Annotated in this window: 10 protein-coding genes, 2 pseudogenes and 1 riboswitch; of the genes and pseudogenes, 5 read left to right on the top strand and 7 right to left on the bottom strand. The window is 70.7% G+C overall.

The window, feature by feature from the left end; genetic code table 11:
* Positions 1-226: 226 nt before the first annotated feature.
* Positions 227-1,363: an FAD-dependent oxidoreductase gene (locus tag WME73_RS06955; RefSeq protein WP_437915169.1), complete on the bottom strand. Its 1,137-nt coding sequence runs from the start codon at positions 1,361-1,363 to the stop codon at positions 227-229.
* A gap of 82 nt (positions 1,364-1,445) precedes the next feature.
* Between WME73_RS06955 and WME73_RS06950 the strand changes: the two genes are divergently transcribed.
* Together WME73_RS06950 and WME73_RS06945 are read left to right on the top strand one after the other, a co-directional pair.
* Complete coding sequence (locus WME73_RS06950; RefSeq protein ID WP_437915168.1) at positions 1,446-2,141, top strand: TetR/AcrR family transcriptional regulator; 696 nt, start codon at positions 1,446-1,448, stop codon at positions 2,139-2,141.
* Positions 2,142-2,547: 406 nt separating this feature from the next.
* On the top strand, positions 2,548-3,609 hold the full coding sequence (locus WME73_RS06945) for an endonuclease/exonuclease/phosphatase family protein (protein WP_437915167.1): 1,062 nt from the start codon (positions 2,548-2,550) through the stop codon (positions 3,607-3,609).
* A 240-nt stretch (positions 3,610-3,849) separates the two neighbouring features.
* On the opposite strand, the gene WME73_RS06940 is transcribed toward WME73_RS06945, so the two are convergent.
* The 5 genes and pseudogenes from WME73_RS06940 to WME73_RS06920 form a co-directional block, all read right to left on the bottom strand.
* Positions 3,850-5,529 (bottom strand): methyl-accepting chemotaxis protein, encoded by a 1,680-nt coding sequence (locus WME73_RS06940; RefSeq protein WP_437915166.1) that lies wholly within the window; start codon positions 5,527-5,529, stop codon positions 3,850-3,852.
* Positions 5,508-6,503, bottom strand: a complete 996-nt coding sequence (locus tag WME73_RS06935; protein WP_437915165.1) for a CheR family methyltransferase — start codon at positions 6,501-6,503, stop codon at positions 5,508-5,510. Before WME73_RS06935 ends, WME73_RS06940 begins: the two co-directional genes overlap by 22 nt.
* The gene (locus tag WME73_RS06930; RefSeq protein ID WP_437744693.1) at positions 6,500-7,054 is read right to left on the bottom strand and encodes a chemotaxis protein CheW; all 555 of its coding nucleotides are present in this window, start codon (positions 7,052-7,054) and stop codon (positions 6,500-6,502) included. The genes WME73_RS06935 and WME73_RS06930 overlap by 4 nt, the downstream gene beginning before the upstream one ends.
* 55 nt (positions 7,055-7,109) lie before the next feature.
* Positions 7,110-8,798: a chemotaxis protein CheA gene (locus WME73_RS06925; protein WP_437915164.1), complete on the bottom strand. Its 1,689-nt coding sequence runs from the start codon at positions 8,796-8,798 to the stop codon at positions 7,110-7,112.
* Positions 8,799-9,937: 1,139 nt separating this feature from the next.
* Positions 9,938-10,773 (bottom strand): annotated as a pseudogene (locus tag WME73_RS06920) (gamma-glutamyltransferase).
* Positions 10,774-10,997: 224 nt separating this feature from the next.
* A riboswitch (SAM riboswitch) is annotated at positions 10,998-11,112 on the top strand.
* Positions 11,113-11,204: 92 nt separating this feature from the next.
* Here WME73_RS06920 and WME73_RS06915 point away from each other — a divergent pair.
* Positions 11,205-11,348, top strand: a pseudogene (locus WME73_RS06915) (aminotransferase class V-fold PLP-dependent enzyme); the annotation flags it as partial.
* 230 nt (positions 11,349-11,578) lie between these two features.
* Here the strand turns inward: WME73_RS06915 and WME73_RS06910 are convergent.
* Positions 11,579-12,613: a lipoyl protein ligase domain-containing protein gene (locus WME73_RS06910; protein WP_437915163.1), complete on the bottom strand. Its 1,035-nt coding sequence runs from the start codon at positions 12,611-12,613 to the stop codon at positions 11,579-11,581.
* Positions 12,614-12,725: 112 nt separating this feature from the next.
* Here WME73_RS06910 and WME73_RS06905 point away from each other — a divergent pair, with 112 nt between their 5' ends.
* Together WME73_RS06905 and WME73_RS06900 are read left to right on the top strand one after the other, a co-directional pair.
* On the top strand, positions 12,726-14,555 hold the full coding sequence (locus tag WME73_RS06905) for a vWA domain-containing protein (RefSeq protein ID WP_437915162.1): 1,830 nt from the start codon (positions 12,726-12,728) through the stop codon (positions 14,553-14,555).
* A 58-nt stretch (positions 14,556-14,613) separates the two neighbouring features.
* Positions 14,614-15,567: a serine/threonine-protein kinase gene (locus WME73_RS06900; protein ID WP_437744689.1), complete on the top strand. Its 954-nt coding sequence runs from the start codon at positions 14,614-14,616 to the stop codon at positions 15,565-15,567.
* Positions 15,568-15,586 lie beyond the last annotated feature (19 nt).

Below are 15,586 nucleotides of genomic sequence, written 5' to 3'. Positions count from 1 at the left end.
GCAGCGCCGGGCTGCGACTGGCTCGGCCGGGACGACATCCGCTGCTTCGAGTGGCCCGAGGAGCTCGGGACGTGCCTGGACCGCGAGCAAGCGGTGGAGGAGCTCAACCTGATCGATGGACGTTTCACCGACCGGAGATGGTTGACTGCGGAGCCTCACGACACGAGCGTCTAATTTCGGCAAATCTCAGAGACACATGACAGCGCTTCGACGGCAGGCGCACATCTTAGCCGCTCGACCGCGCCTCCCCGCCCGACAGCAATGCGATGAGGCCGTGCGGGGCGGTTTCGCCGAAGCAAAGCTCGAAGGTCGCCGCGGCTTCGGGGGCGGCCTTCGCTCCACGAACGAACATCGCTTCTTCGTACTCGGCGAGCGCGGCTTCGAGGTCATTCGGGTGCGCGGCGATGGCCTTGCCGAGCTCCGCGCCGTCGACCATCGCGAGGTTTGCGCCTTCCCCGTCGGGCGGGCTCAGGTGCGCGGCGTCGCCGAGGAGCGTCACGCCGGGCACGCGATCCCAGCGATGCCCGGCGGGGAGCTTGTGGATCATGCGCGGGACCGGATCGGTCTCGCCGTCGGTGATGAGCGCGGTCAGGGCCGGGGCCCAGCCGTCGAACTCCGCGGCGACGCGCGCCCGCGCCGTCTCCGGGTCGGTGAAGTCGATGTCCTCGATCCACGCCTTTGGCCTCGTGAGCGCGACGTAGGTGTGGAGGACGCCGTTCGTTTCGCGGTGCGTGATGATGCCTTTGCCGGGCGTGAGCGCGTAGAACGCGCCCCCGCCGACGAGCTTGGCGCTGGCGGAATGCCGCGCGTCGGCGTCGAGCAGGTACGTCTCGATGTAGGTGGTGCCGACGTATTCGGGCTTCGCGTCGGAGAGGAGCGGCCGAATCCTCGACCACGCGCCGTCGGCGCCGACGACGAGGCCGGTGGTCACGGTCGACCCGTCCGCGAAGGTGAGCTCGTGCTTTCCGTCGCCGAGCGCGCGCAGGCCCGTGAGCTTGCGGCCCCATCGCACGGTGTCAGGCGGGAGTGAGTCGAGGAGGATGCGCCGGAGGTCGCCGCGGAGCACCTCGGGGCGAACGCCGGAGCCGTCGTCCGGCTGGTCGAGGAGGACCGTGCCCCGCGGATCGACCAGGCGCATCGCCTCACCGCCTTCGTGGACGATGCCGCGGAACTCGTCGGAGAGGCCGGCGGCCTCGAGCGCGAGCTGGCCGTTGTAGTCGTGGATGTCGAGCATCCCGCCCTGGGTGCGCGCCTCGGCGGAGGCGTCCGCCTCGTACACGGTCGCCCGGATCCCGTGGACGTGGAGGACGCGCGCGAGGGTGAGCCCGCCCGGTCCGGCGCCGATGATGGTGATGGAAGTCATCTTGATTCCTCTCGGTCTTCAGCCTGGAACATCGTTCCACTAATTACCTGGAACGCCGCTCCAGAACTGTCAAGATGGAGCCGTGGCGAAGAAGGCGGCGCGAGGGCCGGAGCGCGAGAAACGCCGCGAGGATGCGCTCTCGCGCGAGCGGATCGTCGAAGCGGCGATCGCGCTGCTGGACGCGGACGGTGAGGATGGGCTGACGTTCCGCGCGCTCGCGACGAGCCTTTCGACGGGCCCGGGCGCAATCTACTGGCACGTCACGAACAGGAGCGAGCTCCTCGCCGCCGCGACCGACGCCGTGGTCGCGCGCACGATGGGCGAAGTGCGCGGCTCGACCCGGCCGCGCGAGGCGATCCATCGCGTCGCGCTCGGCGTGTTCGACGCGATCGAGGCGCACCCGTGGGTGGGTGCGCAGCTCTCACGCGCTCCGAGGGAGACGGCGATGCTGCGGATCTACGAGCGCCTCGGCCGCCAGGTCGAGGCGCTGGGCGTCCGCGGGAGCGCCCAGTTCACCGCGGCGTCGACGCTGCTCAGCTACGTCATCGGGGTGAGCGTCCAGAACGCCACGGCGAGCCAGTTCGCGCGCCGCGAGCTCGCGCCGTCGACGAACCGCGTCGACTTCCTCGAGGCGGCGGCGGCGCGCTGGCGCGAGCTCGACGCCCGTGAGTACCCGTTCACCCGAAACGTCGCCGCCCACCTCGCCGACCACGACGACCGCAAAGAGTTCCTCGCCGGGATCGACCTGATCCTCGCCGGAGTCGCGGCCTCGAAGTAAGCCGCGGACGTCGCGATGCAAGCGCCGGTCGGTGAAACCTCCGAGGGCGCGAGGACGCGCATCGTCGCCGACGACGATGCGGACATGCGCGGCTACCTGGAGCGCTTACTCCGCCCGCTCCGCGTCATCGAGCTCGCTTTCAGGAGGGATGCGGTTCTCTACGTCAACCAGCGCGTACAGCGTGGCTGTATGGTGGGATGGCCACGACGAGGAGATTGACATTCGGATCGCGTTTGGATTTCCTGGCTCCTGTGGCGCTCAATGGTAAATCGACCGACGCTGCACCTGCGGCGCATCGCGCATTGGAGCAGCGACGCGGAGGAAGCGTCACAGGACGGCGAACCCACGATTCGTCGGATTCGTCGTTCATACGTGAGCGGCAATCCCTGGAGGAAATAAGACGACCATGAATTTGAGAGAGCTGAGCATTGCAACCTTCAATCTCTTCAACCTCAACGAACCCGGATTACCGATGTACTCGGACCCGGAGGGCTGGACCCAGGATCAATACAATCTCAAGCTCAAATGGGTCGCCCGGCAGCTAAAAATACTGAAACCCGACGTTTGCGGGTTCCAGGAATTATGGCACCGCGATTCCTTGAACAAATGCTTGCAGACCGCGGGCATGACGGAAAATTACGATGTGCTGACGCCGGCAGAGGCTACGGGAACGAAGATCGTCTGTGCCGCCATCGTACGCAAGGGACTCCTGGAAGGCCAGCCGAGCTGGATAGAGCATTTCCCCAGAAAATTCGTTCTGCAATCCAGCGGCGACGATCCGCAAACGCCGGACATCAACGTGGGCATCAGCGGCTTCTCCAGACCGGTCCTCCACTTCACGATAAAACCACGCGAAAACGACCCTGCGATTCATGCCTACGTATGCCACTTCAAATCCAAGGCGCCGACGAAAGTATTCAACGAAGCCTGGTTCAAGGCAGACAGGACTGCATATTCAAAGCACTCGGCCGGGCTCGGGTCGGCGCTTTCGACGATCCGTCGAACGGCGGAGGCGGCAGCGCTTCGCTTCCTTTTGACAGAACAGATGAAGGGCAACAATACACCCGTCATCGTGATCGGCGATATCAACGATGGGCAGCAGAGCAACACTGCCAACGTGTTGACCGGCCAACCGAAGTACCTGGTAGGCGATTCGGCTGGAGGTGGGGACACCGCACTCTATACCGCGCAGACCTTGCAGGAGTATCGCGACACAAGGGACGTCTACTACACGCATGTCCATCAGGACATACGCGAATCGCTCGATCACATCCTGGTGAGCCAGGAGTTTTACGACAACAGCCGCAAACGTTTATGGATGTTCGACGGCATGACGGTGAATAATGATCATTTGAACTTCGAGGATCACAAGGCCGACGGCACCAACGATCACGGCATCATTCGCGCGATCTTCAAGTACAAGCCGATGAAGAAGGAAGCGCAGGACGTGATCGAAGAGGAGGCTTGAGCCCGCTCGCGGGTTCTGCGGCTTTGCGCGCTGTAACGCCCGCAGGCTGCGGAGTGAACGCGGCCTCCTCGATGCATCGATAAGCTCCTGATACAGCGTCACTTTTTCGAGGAGCAGAGCGGCGGTCTCCCGCGCAGGAGACGGGCCCAGATCGGCGTTTTCGGCGCGCAAGCGTACGAAGGTGCGCTGAGCACCGAGAACGTCGAGGTGGGCCCGTATCCGAAGCGGGCGACCGTCGCTCTAGAACGGGACGAAGTCCTGATCGCCTGCGGCGCGCGGCGCGCGCCCGTTGCTCGATGCGCCGCCGCTCGGGGGGCCCTTCTGCGGCGGCCTCCACAGCGCCTTGCCGCCGCGGCGGTCCGGTAAACGCCCCGGCGCCGCTGGCCTCTGGCCCGGGTCGCCGTCGCTCTCCTGCGCGAGGCGGAACGACGCCATCACGTTCTGGAGCTGCTCTGCCTGCGCCGAGAGCTCGGCCGCCGTGCTGGCGAGCTCCTCGGAGATCGCCGCGTTGCGCTGCGTGGCCTGCTCTATCAGCTCCACCGCCCCGCTGATCTGGGCCACGCCGTTCGACTGCTCCTTGGACGCCACGGCGACGCCCTGCACCAGCTCCGCGGTCTCCCGGATCGACGGGACGAGCTCCGCGATGAGCTGTCCCGAGCGCTCCGCGACGACGATGCTCGACGCGGCGAACGAGCCGATCTCCTTCGCCGAATCCCGGCTTCGCTCGGCCAGCCGCCGCACCTCCGTGGCGACCACGGCGAAGCCCTTGCCGTGCTCGCCCGCGCGAGCCGCCTCGATCGCGGCGTTCAAGGCGAGCAGGTTCGTCTGGTACGCGATCTCCTCGATGATCACGATCCGCTGGGTGATCGCCTTCATCGCCTCGACCGTCTCCCGGACCGCCTGACCGCTCTGCTCCGCGTCCCTCGTCCTCCGGTGCGCCGTCTCCTCGACCTGCTTGCAGTTGGCGGCGTTCTTCGCGATCGTGCCGCTCAGCTGCTGCAGGCTGGTCATCGTCTCCTCCACGGACGCCGCCTGCTCGCTGGTGCCCTGCGACAGGCTCTGCGCCGTCGCCGAGAGCTGCACCGAGACCGAGGAGACCGAGACCGCGCCGCTCCGGACCTCGCCGATGAGGCCCGCCAGGCGCTCCGACATGGCCTTCACGGCGCCGAGCATCTGGCCGAACTCGTCGGAGCTCTTCACCGTGACGTGGCCCGTGAAGTCGCCCCCGGCGATGCGCTGGTGGATCGACACCGCCTGGGTGAGCGGCAAGAGGATCATCCTGCTGAAGACGACGGCGAGCACGGCGGCGACGACGATCGCGAGCAGACCTCCTATCTGCAGCGTCACGTACATCGTCTTGACGAGCGCGTTCGTCGCCGCCTGCCGCTGGGCGAGGAGGGCGACCTCCTCGTCGTCGATCTCCTTGAGCGCCGCGCGCATCTGGTCCATGAGGCCCTTCCCGCGCCCCTGCTTGATCTCCTCGACGGCGCGATCCGCCGGCCCCCTCGCCTCGTCCGCGCTGCGGCGCTGCTGGATGATCGGCTCCAGCACGGAGGAGAGCCACTCGTCGTGGAGCTTGTCGATCTTCTCGAGGCGCGTCTGCTGGCGCGGGTTGTCCCTGGTGAGCTCCCGGGCACGGCTCAGGCTTTGCTCGAACCGGTCTCGCCCGCTGCGGTACGGCTCCAGGAACGATTCCACCCCGGTGATGACGAAGCCGCGCTCTCCTGTCTCGGTGTCGAGCAGCGACGCCATGATCTCTCTCGTCGTGAGCATCACCTCGTAGGTGTGCTGGTCCCACGAGCGGGCCTCGTCGAGCTCCGCGAACCTCATGTAGGACGTGCCCGCCAGTCCGAGGACGATGACGACCATGGCGGCGAAGCCGAGGTAGAGCTTCCGGCCTACTCCGATATGCGCAAGCATGATGCATGCTCCGGGCTAGATGTGGTGCGGCTTCCTGCGAGCCCCGCCGGGGGCGGGAGCCGATAAACGGATGGCGCGACGCACCGCACGCGGTGGTCCGTCCCGTGGAGGCCCTCGGCGTGTCCGAGGAACAGGTACCCTGAAGGCGCGAGGCTGGCGATGAGCCTCGCCACGATCGACGCCTTCGTCGCGGCGTCGAAGTAGATGAGGACGTTCCGGCAGAAGATCAGATCGAACAGGCCGAATCGCCTGGGTGCCGCGTCGAGCAGGTTGAAGCGCCGGAAGGTGATGAGCCTGCGCAGCTCCGGCCGGGCCTTCATGAGGCCCGCGCTCGCGCCCGTCCCGCGGAGCATGTAGCTGCGCAGGCGCTCCTCCGGGATCTCCGAGGCCCGCTCGATCGGCCACACCGCGCGTTGCGCCTGGTCGAGCGCGCGGACGGACAGGTCCGTCGCGAGGATGCAGATCCCCGGAGCGCCGGTCGACGCGGCGGCGGCCCGTGGCGGCGCCTGTCCCGCCGCGTCGCTGCGATCCCGGGAGGGCAGGGTGTCGAGCAACGACATCGCTATCGAGTAGGGCTCTTCCCCGGTCGAGCAGGCCGCGCTCCAGGCGCGCAGCGGGCGGCGGCCGCGCGCGAAGGACGCTCCGTGGCCTGCGCTGTCGTGCCACGCCGGGAGGATCTCGCGCTCGAGGAGCTCGAACTGATCGCGCTCCCGGAAGAAATGGGTCTCGTTCGTGCAGATGCAGTCGAGCATGTGCACGAGCTCGCCCTCGCCGCCCGGCGCGGTCACGCGGCGGTAGTACTCGCCGAAGCTGCGGAGCCCGAGCGCGCGGAGCCGGGGCCCGAGGCGGCAGATCAGGAGCGGCTTCTTCTGCGGGCCGAGCGCGATGCCCGAGGCGCTCTTGACGAGCCTCTGGAACAGCGCGAACTCCTCGTCGCTGAGGGCGCGCGGGCCCAGCTCGGCGAGCGAGATCATGGCCTGTCCCCTTCGCCGGCCGGCGCACCGTGGCCGCCCGGGAGCGCCGGCGGGGCCCCGGGGGCCGAGGGGCCGGGCGTCGTCGAGGCCATGAGCTCCGCCGGCGAGAGGATGCGGTCGATGTTGAGCAGCAGCACGAGCTTCTGGCCCACCTTCGCCATCCCGAGCAGCTGATCCACGCGCACCTGCGCGCCAAAGGCCGGCGCGTGCTCGATCTCGCCCTCGGAGAGCGTGAGCACATCGCCCACACCGTCGATGAGCAGGCCGAGGCGGGTGTTCTCGCCGTCGAGCTCGGTCTCGACGATGAGGACGCACGTCCACCGGCTCACCCTCGTCGGCGGCAGCCCGAGCTTGACCGCGAGATCGATGACCGGCACGACGCGGCCCCGGAGGTTCATGGCGCCGACGATGCACGCTGGCATCATCGGGACCCGCGATGTGACGCTGTGCTCGACGATCTCCCGCGCCCGGAGGATGTTCACCGCGTACTCGTCCCCCGCGATGATGAAGGAGATATATTGCGACACGGGGCTCGACGCGTCGGAGATCATGACGCCTCCATGGAGAGAGATGGCAAACGGGCGCCCTGCGCGCCGGGGCGCCGGCTCATCCTGGGCTGCCTCCGGCGGCCGCTGGCGCTGCCCTGCGCTCGTCGGGGGCCTCGACCGGGCCGAGGTCCCCGAGGACGCCGCCGAGCAACGCGTCGACGTCGAGGATCATCGCCACGCTGCCGTCGCCGAGGATGGTCGAGCCGGAGATGCCCCGGACGCGGCGAAACAGCTGGCCGAGCGGCTTGACCACCGTGCGCCCCTCGCCGTCGAGGAGGTCGACCACGAGGCCGGCCTCGGAGCCGTCGTGCGCGACGATGACGACGCGCTCGTCCGGCGGGGGAGATCCGCCGAGCCCGAAGAGCGCCCGGAGGCGGACGCACGGCAGCGCGCGTCCGCGCCGGATCATGAGCCCCTGGGCGCCGCCGTGCGCGAGCGCGCCGCGGGGCAGATCGCAGCAGGCGAGCACCGCGCGGAGCGGGATCACGTACCGCTCGCCGCCGATCCCGACGGAGAGCCCCTCGATGGTGGCCAGGGTGAGCGGGAGCTGGATCGACAGCGACGTGCCGTGCCCTTCGCGGCTCTCGATCCGGATCGTGCCCTGGATCGACTCCACGCTGCGCCGCACGACATCCATGCCCATGCCGCGCCCCGCCAGGTGGGACGACTCCGCCGCCGTGGAGAACCCGGGCTCGAACACGAGGCTGAAGAGCTCATGATCGGGGAGCGCCTCGGGCTCCGGGTGCCTCCCCAGCGCGCAGACGCGGGCGGCGATGCGCTCGCGGCTCATCCCGGCGCCGTCGTCGGAGATCCGGAGCGCGATGCCGCCCCGCTCGTGCGCGGCGTGAAGGGTGATCGTGCCGCAGGGGTCCTTGCCCGCGGCGCGCCGCGCCTCGGGCGGCTCGATGCCGTGACAGATCGCGTTGCGCAGGATGTGCGTCAGGGCGTCCCGGAACCGCTCGACCACGGCCGTGTCCACCTCGACGTCGCCGTGCACGACGAGAAGGCGCGCCTGCCTGCCGTGCGCGTGGGCGAGATCGCGCACCGTGCGCTCGTAGTGCCGGAACCAGGGGCCGACCGGCACCATGCGCGCGGCGCGCACCGCCTCCTCCAGCTCCTTGCAGAGCCGATCTTGCTCCTCCATCTCGTCGCGCAGCGCAGCGCCGGCGTCGCCGCGCACCGCGCGGAGCGTCCGGGCGATCCTGTTCCGGCCGAGGGTGAGCTCTCCGATGAGATCCGCCATGCAATCCAGCTTCTCGACGGCGACACGGATGCTCTTGATGCCGGTCGCTCCCTCCGCGTCGTCCTCGGTCGCGCGGCGCGCGCTCGTCGCCCCCGCGTCCTCCTCCGCCTTCAGCCCTCCGCGCCGCGCTTCCTCCAGGCGCGCGACGACCCCTCTGTACGAGGTGCTGCGCTCGGCCTGCCCCCGCTCGACCTCGGCAACGAGCCGGCGGGCTGCGTCCACCGTCTCGAGCAGCAGCGAGACCACGGGCGTCGAGAGCGGGAGCTCGCCGCGGCAGAGCGACTCGATGATGTCCTCGGCGGCGTGCCCGAGATCGCTCAAGCCGCCGAGGCCTATCGAGCCGGCGCTCCCCTTGAGCGTATGGGTGGCGCGGAAGACGCGCTGGAGGACCTCGTGAGCGTCGCGGCCGGTCTCGAGTTGCAGCAGCGCGCGCTCGATCTCGTCGAGGAGCTCGTGCGCCTCTGGCGTGAACGTCTGGAGCAGCTCGTCGCGATCGCTGTCCATGCGGCTCACAGAGGCCGGATCGAGATGGCGCCGTCGCTCGTCCGGAAGACGATCTCTAGTGCTTGCTCAGCGCCATCTGCTCGATACGCAGGAGGGTCTGAAAATCGTCGACCAGCAGGATTTTCTTCCGCGGCATCGTTGCCCCCCTCGATCCGATTCAGCGGACATGGCGCGGCTGTGCCATCGCGCATGAGCACGACTCCCCCTCTTCCACCTGCCAGCCACCTGCCAGCCACCTGCCAGCAGGGCGTCTCCCCCGAGCAGGATCACCCTACCACGAGAGCAGGCGGAACCTCCAATAGAAATTTGCAACAGGCACGCATCTGGTCCCTGTCGGTCGCGATGATTTACCGGCTCGCCCGGATCCTCTCCATGAGGTTCGCGACCACGGCACTGGCGGCATGCGGGCGGGCAGGCGCTGGTAGGCCTGCAGCCAGAGCACGCGGCCTCGAGTGGAGGCGCCATCCCCGCAGCGACAGCGATCGCGCGCGGACCAGGCGCGCGAGCTCCGCGACCGGGAGCTCATGGAGGTCGAAGGCAGCTGGAAGGGAGGCGGTAGGGAGACAGGTAGCAGGGAAGCAAAGGATGTGCGCCGCAACAACGCACAGCAAGCCTGAAGGAGCGACGCGCGGGTGCGTTCGGATGTCGAGCCACAAGGACGCCTGGAGGGCGTGAGCGCCGCCCGCGACCCATGGACGGTGCGGTCCGGCGAGATCCGTTGTCGGACCGCACCCTCGAATCCATCGCTCGGCGCTCCGCGAGGGTGCCTGAGGGTCGAGGGCGGCGCCCTCGGGAAGGCAGAACAGGCCGAGCTCGACCGCGGGAGCGTGGTAGCTCGACTGGCACAGCTGCCAGAGCAGCCGATCATCGATTGCGCGTGGACGGCATCAACGCTGGCGCTCGCTCGCGGGTCACGATGCCGTTGCTGCTGAAGCATCACGGTTACTTACCGACTGCTGCCCCACCAACACCAGGATCGCGCCACGGGCCTCGCCCGACCGGATCGCGCGGAGGTGGCACCTCGAGGGCTGGTTCACCGCGCTGGCGCAGCGCCTGGCTTCCGGCGCCCTGAGCGCCCCGCCTCCGGGGTGCTCGGGGCAGCCGTCGGGTCCGGGCCCCGAGGGGCGCGCGCGCCGCGCTCACCGCTCCTGCTCGACCATCGCGCTCCCGCCGTGGCGCCGGACCGGCTCGGCGACCGCGGTCACGGTCCCATCGCCGTCGAAGCGCAGGGCGGTGGCCGCGCCGATCTCGCCTCCCATCGTGCCCGCGTCGGAGAGGACGTGGCCCAGGGACGCGAGCCCCTCGGCCTCCGGGGCGCTCAGGAACGCCGTCTCCGCGTCGGTGGCGCCGTCGCCCGAGTTGCGCTGCGACAGGCGCGGCGCCGCGAGCGCCCTGTCGATGGGGAGGGCCAGATCGAACTGGCCGACGAGGATCTGCAGCACCGTGGTGATGATGGTGGACCCGCCTGGCGAGCCGAGCGCGAGCACGGGCTTGCCGTCCTTGAGGACGATCGTGGGGCTCATGCTGCTGCGCGGCCGCTTGCCCGGCTCGACGGCGTTGGGTGCGGCGAGCTCGGGTCGGGCGGGATGTTGAAGTCCGTGAGCTCGTTGTTCAGCAGGAAGCCGTACCCCGGTACGACGATGCCATTGCCGCCCTCGAACTCGATGGTGCAGGTATAGGACACGATGTTCCCGGCGGCGTTCCCCCCTCGCTTCAGGATCTCGATGGCGGCCAGCGTCCCGCGGAGATCGACCGTCGCCGCCGCCCCCCGCCGCCCGGTGGCCGTCGGCGCGATCTCCGGGAGCCGGGCGAACAGGTCGTCCCCGGCGCCGCCCTCGGTGGCGTCCGGCTCGGCGCCTGCGTGGCCCGGCGCGGAGCCGCCGTGGCCCACCGGAGCGAGCCTCTCGTCCGGTCTGCAGGCGCTGCAGGAGGCGCAAAGGAGGAAGAGAGCGAGAAGGAGTCCGGGTGTCTTCATGGGTCCTCTCGGGGTGCGCTGGAGGACGGACGGCTCACGGTCGCACCCCGCCTCTGCGGCAGAGTCGGCCGTGAGGGCCCTGTCCAGGAGCCGCCATGTGCGGCATCGCATTGCCCCGGAGATTCACAATGCAACCGCCGTACCGGCGTTCGCAGCCGAGCGGGCGGCTGTGAGGTCGAGCCGGTCCTTGCCACAAGGCAACCATCGCGGTAATGGGTTCGGCAGGTCATGAGCGCCAGCGCGTAGCCCCGGCTCGCTGGCCGACAACCCTCCGATCCGCGGTGGGGTGTCCCGGGTGACGACCTGGCCGGCCGCATGTGCGGCGGGCAAGCGCGGACTCTGGTCGCCCGGAGTCCCCTGGACTCGTGAGGTGGTATGTCGATCACGAGGCGATCGCGCGGGCCGACGGCGCGCTGCGCGGCGTGCTCTCACGCCATCGGCTGCTCGCCGTGACGGGGGCGAGCAACGTCACGGGCGAGCTGTGGCCGCTCCCGGAGCTCGCCGCGGTCGCCCATCGCCACGGCGCGCGGCTCGCCGTGGACGCGGCCCAGCTCGCTCCACACCGGCGAGCTTCGGCGTCGGCACCAGCGGGCCGGACATCGACCGGTTCCTCCTCGCGATCGCCGAGCTCGTCGCCCGGGGTCCCCGCTGGCGTTATCGCCTCGACGGAGGGCGGCATGTCCCCGATCCGGATCCTCGCCCGCGCCCTGCGCTGGCGGGCCTCCTCGCCGGGGGCGCGGCCAGCGCGGCGCTCGGGTCCCTGGCGAGCCAGCTCGCGCCCTGCCAGGCGCCCCTCTGAGGCGGATCAGCCCCCGGGCGCGCGGCCGAGGGCGAGCGCGCGCCGCGCGAGCGCGCGCAGGTCGGCGAGGGTCGCCCCCTCCAGCGGCGAGGCCTCGGCGTCGACGTCCTCGCCGCGCGCCGGCGCATCCCCCCGGCCGAGCGCGTCGAGGAGCCAGCGCGCCGTGAGCACGTCGCCGCCGAGCCACGCGCGCGCCGGCGAAACGAGCGGGACGTGCGGGACGTGCGGAATGTCGGCGAGCGCCGCGGCCTCGATCCAGCCGATGGGCACGCGCGCCAGCACCGCGGCGGAGGCGCCCGGCGGCACCGGATCGTCGGGCGCGGTCACGGGCTGGAAGCGCTCGGCCGCGAGCTCGGGCGCCTCGCCGCCGTCGATCAGTGGGAGCGCGGCGCGGAGGGCGACCCCCTCGACGACGGCGCGCGCGAGCGCCTCGAGCGACAGGCGCGCCGGGAGGACCTCGGAGAGCGCGGCCGGGACCTTGCCCAGCCAGCGGTCGATGACGCGCTCGTCCGGCGCCGCGAGCTCCGGGGGGATCGCGGGCGCCGCGTCGAGGCCCGCGAAGACCTCGATGAGGACCGCGCCGTCCGGCGTGGCGTCGAGGCCGAGCAGCGCGGCGGGGCGGTGCTGCAGCGAGATCCACTCGCGCCCGAAGTAATGCGCGGGCGCGCCGGCGCGGGAGAAGCCCTTGAGAAAGCCGCGCACGTTGCGGTTGAGGAGCGTCCGGGCCGTGGCGTCGGGCGCGAGCGCGGCGGCGTGCGGCAGCGCGAGGGTCCACACGACGCCGCGCCCGCCGAGGAACGCGGCGGTGCCCGTCGTGGCGCGCCGCAGGACCTTCGCGCCGCGCGCGGCGCAGGCCGAGAGGTCGACCACGCGCGCTGCGCGCTGGGCCGCGCCCAGCACCACGGCAGGCCCCTCGACGAGGCTGGCGGCGAGCCAGGGCGCCTCCCCTGCGGAGCGGGCGCGCGCGAGCAGCGCGGGGCCGAGCGCGAGCGCGTCCTCGAGAGGGCGATGAACCGGCGGGAGCGAGTGCATGGCGGGCATCGAGGGAGTCTCCTTGGCGTGAAGCTCGGCGCGCGGCGATGCGGCGATCTGCCGGCCTGCGGAAGCCATCGACCCGTTGACGGCAGCCCGGGGTGGGGTGTGCCATGGTGCCATGTTCAACGCCCGCCCCGATCGACCATGGCTCCCCGCCGAGCCCGCGGAGCGACTGCTCCGGGTGGAGATCACGGTACCCCGGCCCGAGGGGAGCCAGGCCCGCAAGCCTGTCCACCTCTCGCTGGTGATCGACCGCTCCGGCTCCATGTCCGGCGAGAAGCTCCGGCTCGCGCTGGAAGCTGCTCGCCAGGCCATCCGCACCCTCCAGCCCGGCGACCGCTTCAGCGTGGTCACCTTCGACCACCACGTCGAGGTGCCCATCCCCTCCACCGAGGCCACGCCCGGGGCGCGGCTCCGCGCCGAGGCCGCGCTCGACACGGTGACCGCGCGAGGCAACACCGACCTGGGCGGCGGCTGGCTCCGCGGCTGCGCCGAGGTGGGCGCGCACCTGCCCGAGGATGCCATCGGCCGCGTCCTCCTGCTCACCGACGGCCAGGCCAACCACGGGATCACCTCGCCCGACGAGCTGACCTCCCATGCCCGCTCCCAGCGGCTGCGCCGGGTGACCACCAGCACCATTGGCCTGGGCGAGGGCTTCAATGAATTCCTCCTGGGCCGCCTCTCCGAGGAGGGCGGCGGCAACTTCTATTTCGCTGCGCGCGCCGACGAGCTCCCCGGCTTCGTCGGCCGGGAGATCGGCGAGGTGCTCTCCGTGGTCGCCCGCGACGCCGCGCTCCTGATCCGCGCGCCCGAGGGCGTCGAGGTGGAGTCGCTCAATGACTACCCCTGCGCCCGCGACGGCGGGACTTGCTCTTTCTCGCTCGGCTCGCTCCCGGGCGGGATGGTGCTGGCCCCGATGTTCCGGCTGCGCTTCCCCGCCGGCGCGATCGGCGAGACGCACCTGGTCGACGTCGCGCTCACGGACCGGGACGGCGCGCTGTCGAAGGAGCCCTGGACGCTGGCATGGCCTCGGGTCGCGGAGGAGCAGGTCCGCGCCCAGCCGGCGGATCCGGAGGTGCTCCGGGCCGCGGCTGCGCTCGACGCCGCCCGCGCTCGCCGGGTGGCCCTGGGGCTCAACGACGATCGCCGGTGGCAGGAAGCCGCGTCCACGCTGGCCGACGCGGCCAACCGGCTCCGAGGCTACGCCGACGGGGATCCCGAGATCCGGGCCGAGGCGGACCGGCTCGACGCCGAGCGAGATGCCTATTCCAGGCCGATGTCCTCCCTGAGCAAGAAGAGCCATTATTACGACGCGATGATGGCCATGAAGATGGGCGGCCGCGGCCGTGCCCGGCCGGGCCCTCGGGTCCTCGGGGTCCCCACGGCTGCCCGGCTGGACCCGCTGCTCCGGACGGCATCCCAGGCGCTCGGCGGTGTGAAGGGCGCGCCGGCCTTCGACGTGGACGTGTCGTTCCAGGGGGCCTCGATCCCTGCCGGTCCGCTCTCGCAGCGCGGCGAGGACGAGCTGGCCACCTACGCGGACTCGCTGGATCCCGGCGCCCTCAAGGTGGTCTTCGTGGAGCAGCCCCTGCTGGACCGCTGGTTCTCGCACTGGCATCCGGGACACCGGACGGCGGTGATCTCGCTGGCCGGCCTGGATCAGCTCATCTCCTTGCCAGCCGCGTCCTTCGTGGCCTACGAGCTGCTCCTCTACGGGCTGCACGCCCTCTCCGCCGATTATGAGCCCGCGAAGCTGTTGCACACCGAGACCCTCGCCTGCCTCTTCGACCTCTGCCAGCAGAAGGCCGACGTGGCTATCAAGCTCCAGGCCGGTCACATCTGCGCCGGGTGCCTCGGGAAGCTCTCTACCGTCGGCCTGGATCCCGACGTGGTGACCCAGCTATGGCGAGCGGTCCAGGCGCTGCCAGGACCCTCCCGGGAGAAGTGAAATTCAAGCTGGCGCGGGACGAGGCCCGGCGGGCAGCCGCCGGTGGTAGCATCTCCCCATGGTGACCGAAGAGGAGCTGGCAGAGCAGCGCGTCGGCACGCGGATCGGCCCCTGGGCGGTGGAGAGCGTCCTCGGGGTCGGCGGCATGGCGAGCGTCTTCTTTTGCCGCCGGGCGGACGGGTGCGTGGCGGCGCTCAAGGTCCTGCACGCCGAGCTCGCCGAGATCGAGGCGGTGCGGAAGCGGTTCTTGCGCGAGGGGCCGATCGGGAGCGCGCTGGCCGCCGTGGCGCCGCTCTGCGACGGGCTCCCCCAGGTGCTGGAGTCCGGGGCCACCGACGACGGCCTTGTCTACATGGCCATGGAGGTGCTCGAGGGAGAGACCGTGTTCGACCGCATGGCGCGGCACGGGACGCTCCCTGTCGGGCAGGTGCTCGCGCTCGGCGAGCGGGTCCTCGACGTGCTGATCGTGGCGCACGAGCACGGCGTCGTTCACCGCGATCTCAAGCCCGAGAACCTCCACATCGGGAGCGACGGGCGCGTGCGGGTGCTGGATTTCGGCCTCGCGCGCGTCCTCGACCCGCTGCTCGAGGACGTCGCCGGGGTGCCGGAGATGACGAAGACCAAGACGGGCGTGTCGATCGGCACCGACGATTACATGGCGCCCGAGCAGGCCCTGGGCCTCATCCACGAGATCGACGGCCGGACGGACCTCTTCGGCCTTGGAGCGACGATGTTCCGGCTGCTCGCGGGCCGCACGATCCACGGCAACCTGGACGACGCGCGCCTGCTCATCGCGGTCGCCACCGAGAAGGCGCCGCCCCTCGCGATGCACGCCCCCACGGCGCCGCCCGGCCTGTGCGCCGTGGTCGACCGCGCCCTCGCCTTCCTCAAGCAGGAGCGATATCCCGACGCGAGGACGATGCGCGCCGATCTCGCCGCCGTGCGCGCCGGCCGCGAGCCGCCTTATGCGACGGCCGCGGCGCGGCAGCCGCGCGGGGCGACGGGGGCGTAGGGACCGGGGGCAGACCGCG

It is taken from the genome of Sorangium sp. So ce302, assembly GCF_051530145.1.
Lineage (GTDB): Bacteria > Myxococcota_A > Polyangia > Polyangiales > Polyangiaceae > Sorangium > Sorangium cellulosum_B.
The sequence above is the reverse complement of the archived record's forward strand: the minus strand, read 5'-3'. Positions and strand labels throughout refer to the sequence as shown.